This is a genomic window from Citrobacter sp. wls711, assembly GCF_005281055.1.
In the GTDB taxonomy this organism is placed as follows: Bacteria; Pseudomonadota; Gammaproteobacteria; order Enterobacterales; family Enterobacteriaceae; genus Citrobacter; species Citrobacter gillenii.
Genome location: NZ_SZXC01000049.1, coordinates 65378 through 75613, shown reverse-complemented (window position 1 = coordinate 75613; position 10236 = coordinate 65378). Strand labels below are relative to the sequence as shown.

At 52.7% G+C, this 10236-nt stretch carries 10 protein-coding genes; all 10 read left to right on the top strand.

Going from position 1 to position 10236, the window contains the following annotated elements; all coding sequences use genetic code 11:
* Nucleotides 1-870, top strand: an 870-nt coding sequence (amiB, locus tag FDW98_RS15050) for an N-acetylmuramoyl-L-alanine amidase AmiB (RefSeq protein WP_137398876.1), incomplete at its 5' end; no start/stop codon positions are given.
* A gap of 9 nt (nt 871-879) precedes the next feature.
* Nucleotides 880-2736, top strand: a complete 1857-nt coding sequence (gene mutL / locus FDW98_RS15045; protein ID WP_096758590.1) for a DNA mismatch repair endonuclease MutL — start codon at nt 880-882, stop codon at nt 2734-2736.
* A complete protein-coding gene (gene miaA, locus FDW98_RS15040) occupies nt 2729-3679 on the top strand; it encodes a tRNA (adenosine(37)-N6)-dimethylallyltransferase MiaA (RefSeq protein WP_096758589.1) in 951 nt (316 codons plus the stop codon). The genes mutL and miaA overlap by 8 nt, the downstream gene beginning before the upstream one ends.
* A gap of 84 nt (nt 3680-3763) precedes the next feature.
* Complete coding sequence (hfq, locus tag FDW98_RS15035; RefSeq protein WP_096758588.1) at nt 3764-4075, top strand: RNA chaperone Hfq; 312 nt, start codon at nt 3764-3766, stop codon at nt 4073-4075.
* A gap of 74 nt (nt 4076-4149) precedes the next feature.
* On the top strand, nt 4150-5430 hold the full coding sequence (hflX, locus tag FDW98_RS15030; RefSeq protein WP_096758587.1) for a ribosome rescue GTPase HflX: 1281 nt from the start codon (nt 4150-4152) through the stop codon (nt 5428-5430).
* Between the two features lie 189 nt (nt 5431-5619).
* On the top strand, nt 5620-6876 hold the full coding sequence (gene hflK, locus FDW98_RS15025; RefSeq protein ID WP_096758586.1) for an FtsH protease activity modulator HflK: 1257 nt from the start codon (nt 5620-5622) through the stop codon (nt 6874-6876).
* A 2-nt stretch (nt 6877-6878) separates the two neighbouring features.
* Nucleotides 6879-7883 carry a protease modulator HflC gene (gene hflC, locus FDW98_RS15020; protein WP_096758585.1) on the top strand — a complete coding sequence of 335 codons (1005 nt, stop codon included), beginning with the start codon at nt 6879-6881 and terminating at the stop codon, nt 7881-7883.
* An 82-nt stretch (nt 7884-7965) separates the two neighbouring features.
* A complete protein-coding gene (locus FDW98_RS15015) occupies nt 7966-8163 on the top strand; it encodes a DUF2065 family protein (RefSeq protein ID WP_096758584.1) in 198 nt (65 codons plus the stop codon).
* 102 nt (nt 8164-8265) lie between these two features.
* Nucleotides 8266-9564: an adenylosuccinate synthase gene (gene purA / locus FDW98_RS15010; protein ID WP_096758583.1), complete on the top strand. Its 1299-nt coding sequence runs from the start codon at nt 8266-8268 to the stop codon at nt 9562-9564.
* Between the two features lie 216 nt (nt 9565-9780).
* Nucleotides 9781-10206 (top strand): nitric oxide-sensing transcriptional repressor NsrR, encoded by a 426-nt coding sequence (gene nsrR, locus FDW98_RS15005; protein WP_096758582.1) that lies wholly within the window; start codon nt 9781-9783, stop codon nt 10204-10206.
* The last annotated feature ends 30 nt before the right edge of the window (nt 10207-10236 follow it).

Below are 10236 nucleotides of genomic sequence, written 5' to 3'. Positions count from 1 at the left end.
AAGGAGGGAGTGACCATCTCATTAAATAATCGCACGACAGCCGTCATCAACAGTAATACGGCCACGCGGCCTGCCGCTCGGGCGGTGAGCAACAATAATGGCGATAAAGTGGTCATTGCGATTGATGCCGGGCACGGTGGACAGGATCCTGGCGCGATTGGCCCTGGCGGCACGCGTGAGAAAAATGTCACCATCGCCGTCGCGCGTAAACTGCGCAGTCTGCTCAATGACGATCCGATGTTTAAGGGCGTACTCACTCGCGACGGCGATTACTTCATCTCGGTGATGGGCCGTTCTGACGTGGCACGTAAACAAAATGCCAACTTCCTGGTCTCCATTCATGCTGATGCGGCACCCAACCGGGATGCCACGGGCGCTTCCGTGTGGGTGCTGTCAAACCGTCGGGCCAACACTGAAATGGCTGGCTGGCTGGAACAGCACGAGAAGCAATCGGAGCTGTTGGGTGGCGCGGGTGATGTGCTGGCCAACAGTCAGTCCGACCCGTATTTGAGTCAGGCGGTGCTGGACCTGCAGTTCGGTCATTCACAGCGTGTAGGGTATGATGTGGCAACCAGTATGATCGGCCAGCTGGAGCGCATTGGTTCGATGCATAAGCGTCGTCCGGAGCACGCCAGTCTTGGTGTATTGCGTTCGCCGGATATCCCGTCAGTGCTGGTTGAAACCGGCTTTATCAGTAACAACAGCGAAGAACGTTTGTTGGCGAGCGATGATTATCAGCAGCAGCTGGCTGAGGCGATTTACAAAGGATTGCGTAATTACTTCCAGTCGCATCCGATGCAAACCGGGCCACAGGGCGCACCGGCGCAAACTGCCAGTGCCATTTCGCCGGACGACACGTTAACCAATTAAGGATTAGCCATGCCGATTCAGGTTCTACCGCCACAGCTGGCGAACCAAATTGCCGCAGGTGAAGTGGTAGAACGGCCTGCGTCAGTGGTTAAAGAACTGGTAGAAAACAGTATCGATGCGGGTGCAACGCGCATTGATATTGATATCGAACGTGGTGGCGCCAAACTGATCCGTATTCGTGACAACGGCTGCGGCATTAAAAAAGACGAGCTGGCGCTCGCGCTGGCGCGTCATGCGACCAGTAAAATTGCCTCCCTTGACGATCTCGAAGCTATTGTTAGCCTCGGATTTCGCGGGGAAGCGCTGGCCAGCATCAGCTCGGTCTCTCGTTTAACCCTGACGTCACGTACGCAAGAACAATCCGAAGCCTGGCAGGCCTATGCCGAAGGGCGCGATATGGATGTGACGATTAAACCTGCCGCACATCCGGTGGGCACCACGCTGGAAGTGTTGGATCTGTTCTACAACACGCCAGCACGGCGTAAGTTCATGCGCACCGAGAAAACCGAATTTAACCATATCGACGAGATTATCCGCCGCATTGCGCTGGCGCGTTTTGATGTGACCATAAATTTGTCGCATAACGGTAAAATGGTGCGTCAGTACCGCGCAGTCGCCGCCGATGGGCAGAAAGAGCGTCGTCTGGGCGCGATTTGCGGCACGCCGTTTCTGGAGCATGCGCTGGCGATTGAGTGGCAGCATGGAGATTTAACGCTGCGTGGCTGGGTCGCTGACCCGAATCACACCACGACGGCACTGGCCGAAATACAGTACTGCTATGTGAATGGCCGTATGATGCGCGATCGGCTGATCAACCATGCTATCCGTCAGGCCTGTGAAGACAAACTTGGGGCCGATCAACAGCCTGCGTTTGTCCTGTACCTGGAAATCGACCCGCATCAGGTGGACGTAAACGTGCATCCTGCCAAGCATGAAGTCCGTTTCCATCAGTCCCGACTGGTGCATGACTTTATCTATCAGGGGGTGTTGAGCGTATTGCAACAGCAGCTTGAAACGTCGCTGCCGTTGGCCGATGACGACACGCCTGCGCCAAGGCATATCCCGGAGAACCGGATTGCGGCTGGACGAAACCACTTTGCCGAACCTGCCCCCGCGCGTGAACCGGCTACGCCGCGTTATTCCGTATCGGCAGGCGGTGGTGGTGGCCGTCAGGCGAGAGCCAGTTGGCCACATGCTCAGCCTGGGTATCAAAAGCAGCAGGGGGAAGTTTATCAGCAACTGCTGCAGACACCTGCGCTAACGCATAAAACCACGATGCCTGAAACACCCGCGGCACCGCTTACCGGAAATAGCCAAAGTTTTGGTCGTGTATTGACGATCGTGGGGGCTGACTGTGCATTACTGGAATGTGACGGTCATATTCGCCTGCTGGCGTTGCCGGTGGCCGAGCGCTGGCTGCGTCAGGCGCAGTTAACGCCAGCGCAAGGACCCGTTTGCGCCCAGCCGTTACTGATCCCCTTGCGTTTGAAAGTGACCGATGATGAGAAGACGGCACTGGAAAAAGCACAGAGTCAGCTGGCTGAGTTGGGCATTGAATTTCAACTGGATGCGCAGCATGTGACCATCCGAGCGGTGCCTTTACCCTTACGCCAACAAAATTTACAAATCTTGATTCCTGAACTGATAGGCTACCTGGCGCTGCAGTCCGTATCCGAACCTGGCGATATTGCACAGTGGATTGCGCGAAACGTCATGAGTGAACATCCGCAGTGGAGCATGGCTCAGGCCATTACGCTGTTAACGGATGTTGAGCGGCTATGCCCACAATTAGTGAAGGCGCCGCCGGGTGGTCTGTTACAACCTGTTGACTTACATTCGGTAATGAACGCCCTGAAACATGAGTGATATCAGTAAGGCGAGCCTGCCAAAGGCACTATTTTTGATGGGGCCGACGGCCTCCGGTAAAACGGCATTAGCAATTGAATTGCGTAAAGTTTTGCCAGTAGAGTTGATAAGCGTTGATTCCGCCCTTATCTACAAGGGGATGGATATCGGTACAGCTAAGCCGGATGCTGAAGAGTTAAAGGCTGCGCCGCATCGATTGCTGGATATTCGCGATCCAGCGCAGGCGTATTCTGCGGCGGATTTTCGTCGCGATGCGCTAGCGGAGATGGCCGATATCACCGCGGCGGGACGAATTCCGCTGTTAGTGGGTGGCACAATGTTATATTTCAAAGCCTTGCTGGAAGGGTTGTCGCCGTTACCGTCGGCGGACCCGGAGGTCAGAGCCAGCATTGAGCAGCAGGCGGCAGAGCGTGGATGGGATGCGTTACACCGACAGCTTCAGGAGATCGATCCGGTTGCTGCGGCGCGGATTCATCCAAATGATCCGCAAAGACTTTCCCGGGCACTGGAAGTTTTTTTCATTTCGGGTAAAACTTTAACGGAGCTGACGCAAACGTCAGGAGATGCTTTGCCGTATCAGGTGCATCAGTTTGCAATCGCCCCGGCGAGCCGTGAACTGCTCCATCAGCGAATTGAGCAGCGTTTTCATCAGATGTTAGCTTCAGGTTTTGAAGCAGAAGTCCGGGCGCTTTTTGCCCGAGGAGATTTGCATACGGATTTGCCTTCCATTCGTTGTGTTGGGTATCGCCAGATGTGGTCGTACATTGAAGGCGAAATTTCATACGATGAAATGGTTTATAGAGGTGTTTGCGCCACGAGGCAATTGGCGAAGCGGCAGGTAACCTGGTTACGTGGTTGGGAAGGGGTGCACTGGCTTGACAGTGAAAAGCCTGACCAGGCGCGAAACGAAGTATTACAGGTTGTTGGTGCTATCGCGAATTGAATGTGTACAATTGAAACGTATCGTGCGCAATTTTTCAGAATCGAAAGGTTCAAAGTACAAATAAGCATATAAGGAAAAGAGAGAATGGCTAAGGGGCAATCTTTACAAGATCCGTTCCTGAACGCATTGCGTCGGGAACGTGTTCCAGTTTCTATTTATTTGGTGAATGGTATTAAACTGCAAGGTCAAATCGAGTCTTTTGATCAGTTCGTGATCCTGTTGAAAAACACGGTCAGCCAGATGGTTTACAAGCACGCGATTTCTACTGTTGTCCCGTCTCGCCCGGTATCTCATCACAGCAATAATGCCACCGGCGGCACAGGTAGCAGTAACTACCATCATGGTAGCAGCGCGCAGGGTTCTTCTGCGCAACAGGACAGCGAAGAAACCGAATAAGGTTTTGGGCTGTTTTACACACGGGGAGCCAGAGATCCTGCGTTCCCCGTTGATATATATTAAGGGGTTGACGCTTGTTTGACCGTTATGATGCCGGTGAGCAGGCGGTACTGGTACACATCTATTTTTCGCAAGACAAAGATATGGAAGACCTCCAGGAGTTTGAATCTCTGGTTTCTTCCGCCGGTGTCGAAGCAATGCAGGTGATTACCGGGAGCCGTAAAGCACCGCACCCGAAGTTTTTTGTTGGTGAAGGTAAGGCAATCGAAATTGCGGAAGCCGTAAAAGCGACTGGCGCTGCGGTGGTGATTTTTGATCATGCTTTGAGCCCTGCCCAGGAACGTAACCTGGAACAGTTATGCCAGTGTCTTGTTATCGACAGGACCGGTCTCATTTTAGATATTTTTGCCCAACGTGCGCGTACCCATGAAGGTAAGTTGCAGGTTGAGCTGGCGCAGTTGCGCCATATGGCTACGCGTCTGGTCCGTGGCTGGACCCACCTTGAAAGACAAAAAGGCGGGATTGGTTTGCGCGGTCCGGGTGAAACCCAGCTCGAAACCGACCGTCGTTTGCTGCGTAATCGTATTTTGCAGATCCAGTCGCGCCTGCAAAAAGTTGAAAAGCAACGTGAGCAGGGGCGGCAGTCGCGCAAGAAAGCGGATGTCCCAACCGTATCACTGGTGGGATATACCAACGCCGGAAAATCCACCCTGTTCAACCAGATAACCGAAGCCCGGGTTTATGCAGCAGATCAACTGTTTGCGACCCTGGATCCGACGCTACGTCGTATCGACGTGGCGGACGTCGGCGAAACCGTGCTGGCGGATACCGTAGGGTTTATCCGTCATTTACCGCATGACCTGGTAGCGGCATTTAAAGCCACTTTGCAGGAAACTCGTCAGGCGACATTGCTGCTGCACGTTATTGATGCGGCAGATTTTCGTGTGCAGGAAAACATTGAGGCCGTCGATACGGTACTCGAAGAGATCGATGCGCATGAGATCCCGACTCTGCTGGTAATGAATAAAATCGATATGCTGGACGATTTTGAACCGCGTATCGACAGAGATGAAGAAAATAAACCAATCCGCGTTTGGGTTTCAGCGCAAACCGGTATTGGCATACCACAGCTTTTTCAGGCTTTAACAGAGCGTCTTTCTGGTGAGGTTGCGCAGCATACGTTGCGTTTGCCGCCGCAGGAAGGGCGTCTGAGAAGCCGGTTTTACCAACTTCAGGCAATAGAAAGAGAGTGGATGGAGGAGGACGGCAGCGTAGGTCTGCAAGTACGTATGCCGATCGTTGACTGGCGTCGCCTCTGTAAACAAGAACCGGCACTGGAAGACTATGTTGTCTGACCTGTCGGATATGGCCTGAAGATTTTTTCGCCTCTATACCTCGTGGATTTTGTACGGTAGGAAGGCGGCAAGTCCCGGCATCCCCAAACGCATAGTCAACTATGTGACTGGGGGTGAAGGGCGTAGCCAACGCATCTGCAACGCAAAAGACGCAGGTATAGCATCGCATAACAAATATGGAGCACAAACATGGCGTGGAATCAGCCCGGTAATAACGGACAAGACCGCGACCCCTGGGGAAGCAGCAAACCTGGCGGCAACCCTGAGGGAAATGGAAACAAAGGTGGTCGCGAGCAGGGGCCTCCCGATCTTGATGATATCTTCCGCAAGCTGAGTAAAAAACTCGGTGGTCTGGGTGGCGGTAAAGGTACAGGCTCTGGTGGTGGCGGTAGTTCATCGCAAGGCCCGCGTCCGCAACTGGGCGGTCGAGTCTTTACTATTGCTGCAGCCGCTATTGTCATTATCTGGGCAGCCAGCGGTTTCTACACCATTAAAGAAGCGGAACGCGGCGTAGTGACACGCTTCGGTAAATTCAGCCATTTGGTTGAGCCGGGTCTGAACTGGAAACCGACATTTGTGGATACCGTTACGCCGGTAAACGTTGAAGCCGTGCGTGAACTGGCAGCCTCCGGTGTGATGCTGACTTCTGACGAAAACGTCGTGCGCGTTGAGATGAACGTGCAGTACCGCGTGACCGATCCGCAGAAATATCTGTTTAGCGTGACCAGTCCTGATGACAGCCTGCGTCAGGCAACCGACAGTGCACTGCGTGGGGTTATCGGTAAATACACCATGGACCGTATCCTGACCGAAGGGCGTACCGTTATTCGTAGCGATACCCAGCGTGAACTGGAAGAGACCATTCGTCCATACAACATGGGTATCACCCTGCTGGACGTCAACTTCCAGGCTGCTCGTCCGCCGGAAGAGGTGAAAGCGGCATTTGACGATGCCATTGCGGCGCGTGAAAACGAGCAGCAGTACATTCGTGAAGCAGAAGCGTACACCAACGAAGTACAGCCGCGTGCTAATGGTCAGGCGCAGCGTATTCTTGAAGAAGCGCGTGCATACAAAACACGAACCATCCTAGAAGCTCAGGGTGAAGTGGCGCGTTTTGCCAAAATCCTGCCGGAATATAAAGCCGCACCGCAAATTACTCGCGAGCGTCTGTATATCGAGACCATGGAAAAAGTGCTGAGCCATACCCGTAAGGTGTTGGTTAACGACAAGGGTGGCAATCTGATGGTTCTGCCGTTGGATCAAATGCTAAAAGGCGGCAACGCTCCGGCAGCCAAGAGTCAGAGTAGCTCAAACCTGCTGACTCTGCCGCCAGCATCCTCTTCCAGCACGGGAGCAAGTAACACCTCGTCCACCAGTCAGGGCGATATTATGGACCAACGCCGCGTTAACGCGCAGCGTAACGACTACCAGCGTCAGGGGGAATAACGATGCGTAAGTCAGTTATTGCGATTATCATCATCGTTCTGGTAGTGCTGTTCATGTCTCTCTTTGTGGTCAAAGAAGGCGAGCGTGGTATTACTCTGCGCTTTGGCAAAGTTTTACGTGACGATGACAACAAACCATTGGTTGTTGCACCGGGTCTGCACTTCAAGATTCCATTTATTGAATCCGTGAAGATGCTTGATGCGCGTATTCAGACCATGGACAACCAGGCCGATCGCTTTGTCACCAAAGAGAAGAAAGACCTGATCGTTGATTCCTACATCAAGTGGCGTATCAGTGACTTCAGCCGTTACTACCTGGCAACGGGCGGTGGCGATGTTTCTCAGGCAGAAGTTCTGCTGAAACGTAAGTTCTCTGACCGTCTGCGTTCTGAAATTGGTCGTCTGGACGTAAAAGACATCGTTACCGACTCTCGTGGTCGCTTAACGCTGGAAGTCCGTGACGCGTTGAATTCGGGTTCTGCAGGGACGGAAGACGAAGTCGCAACGCCGGCAGCGGATAGCGCGATTGCCGAAGCGGCTGAGCGTGTTCAGGTTGAAACCAACGGTAAAGTACCGGTCATCAACCCGAACAGTATGGCGGCGTTGGGGATTGAAGTGGTTGACGTGCGTATTAAGCAAATCAACCTGCCTGCTGAAGTGTCTGAGGCGATCTACAACCGTATGCGTGCTGAGCGTGAAGCCGTAGCGCGTCGCCATCGTTCACAGGGTCAGGAAGAAGCGGAAAAACTGCGTGCAACAGCGGACTATGAAGTCACCAAAACGTTGGCAGAATCTGAGCGTCAGGGCCGTATTATGCGCGGTGAAGGCGATGCAGAAGCCGCTAAACTGTTTGCTGATGCATTCAGTCAGGATCCTGACTTCTACGCCTTCATCCGTAGCCTGCGTGCTTATGAGAAGAGCTTCGAAGGTAATCAGGACGTGATGATCATGAGCCCGGACAGCGATTTCTTCCGCTACATGAAGACGCCGAGCAACGCAACACGCTAAACTCGCCCCCGCGGTTTTAAACCAGCAAAACCACCAGCATCCCCAAGGATGCGGTGGTTTTCTTTTTAGATAAGGACAACGGATGAACTCAACAATTTTGTTGGCACTCGCGCTGGTTTTGGTGCTGGAAGGGCTGGGTCCGATGCTTTATCCCAGTGCCTGGAAGAAAATGATCGGGGCAATGGCGCAACTTCCTGAAAATATTTTGCGGCGTTTTGGTGGAGGTCTTGTGGTTGCAGGCGTGGTGGTCTACTACATGTTGAAGAAAACGATTGGCTGACCAATAAGTAGACTAATTTACGGATTTCCGCATGCAAAAAGTGCTGTATATCTGAAAAAGCGGTGGTAGAATCCATTTTTAAGCAAACGGTGATTTTGAAAAATGGGTAACAACGTCGTCGTACTGGGCACCCAATGGGGTGACGAAGGTAAAGGGAAGATCGTCGATCTCCTGACTGAACGGGCTAAATATGTTGTGCGCTACCAGGGTGGTCACAACGCAGGCCATACTCTCGTAATCAACGGTGAAAAAACCGTCCTCCATCTTATTCCATCAGGTATTCTTCGCGAAAACGTCATCAGCATCATCGGTAACGGTGTTGTGCTGTCTCCGTCCGCGCTGATGAAAGAGATGAAAGGACTGGAAGACCGCGGGATTCCTGTCCGTGAGCGCCTGCTGCTGTCTGAAGCGTGTCCGTTGATCCTTGATTATCATGTTGCGTTAGATAATGCGCGTGAGAAAGCACGTGGCGCGAAAGCGATCGGCACCACCGGTCGTGGCATCGGGCCAGCTTATGAAGACAAGGTAGCACGTCGCGGTCTGCGCGTTGGCGATCTGTTTGATAAAGCAACCTTCGCTGAAAAACTGAAAGAAGTGATGGAATATCACAACTTCCAGCTGGTGAATTTCTATAAAGTTGAAGCCGTTGACTACCAGAAAGTGCTGGATGATGTGATGGCGATTGCCGACATCCTGACCTCTATGGTTGTTGATGTCTCCGATCTGCTGGACCAGGCGCGTAAGCGTGGCGATTTCGTCATGTTTGAAGGTGCGCAAGGTACGCTGCTGGATATCGACCACGGTACCTATCCGTACGTAACATCCTCCAACACCACCGCAGGTGGCGTGGCGACCGGCTCCGGCCTGGGCCCGCGTTATGTGGACTACGTTCTGGGTATCATCAAAGCCTACTCTACTCGTGTAGGTGCGGGTCCGTTCCCGACCGAACTGTTTGATGATGTCGGCGAGTTCCTGTGCAAGCAGGGTAACGAATATGGCGCAACCACCGGTCGTCGTCGTCGTACCGGCTGGCTGGACTCCGTTGCTGTGCGTCGTGCAGTACAGATTAACTCCCTGTCTGGCTTCTGCCTGACCAAACTGGACGTCCTGGACGGTTTGAAAGAAGTGAAAATCTGTGTCGCTTACCGTATGCCGGATGGCCGTGAAGTCACGACTACCCCGCTGGCAGCTGACGACTGGAAAGGCATCGAGCCGATCTACGAAACCATGCCTGGCTGGTCTGAGTCCACCTTCGGTGTGAAAGAGCGTAGCGGTCTGCCGCAGGCAGCGCTGAACTACGTCAAGCGTATTGAAGAGCTGACCGGTGTGCCGATTGATATCATTTCAACTGGCCCAGACCGTACTGAAACCATGATTCTGCGCGACCCGTTCGACGCATAATGTAGGTTGTAGCGTAGCGTCAGATGGCGCTGCGCTTGCTTTAAAGCAAGCCGGATGCAAGGCTTTGTATCAGTATCTGGCTTAAAATCATGTAGGTTCCTCGCTTTTTTCCTTCCCGAATTGAAATAAATTAGCGACCTGGCTGGTGGCTGGTTTATCATCAATATAATTAATACTACCAGGCTTATCCGTTTTATCCTTTTTCCAGAGGTTGATGTGCAGTTAACGAGTTTCACCGATTACGGATTACGTGCGCTAATCTACATGGCGTCGCTACCCGAAGGACGTATGACCAGTATTTCTGAGGTGACAGAAGTCTACGGCGTGTCCCGTAATCATATGGTCAAAATAATTAACCAACTTAGCCGGGCTGGCTTCGTTACTGCTATCCGTGGAAAAAATGGCGGTATCCGCTTGGGCAAAGCGGCAAAGGATATTGGTATTGGTGATGTGGTCCGCGAGCTGGAGCCGTTGACGTTGGTCAACTGCAGCAGCGAGTTTTGCCACATTACCCCTGCCTGTCGACTCAAACAGGCGCTTTCTAAGGCAGTGCAAAGTTTTCTCACGGAACTGGACAACTACACACTTGCTGATTTGGTTGAAAAGAATCAACCGCTATATAAATTATTGCTGGTGGAGTGACGAAAATCTTCATCAGAGCTGACAATGGAG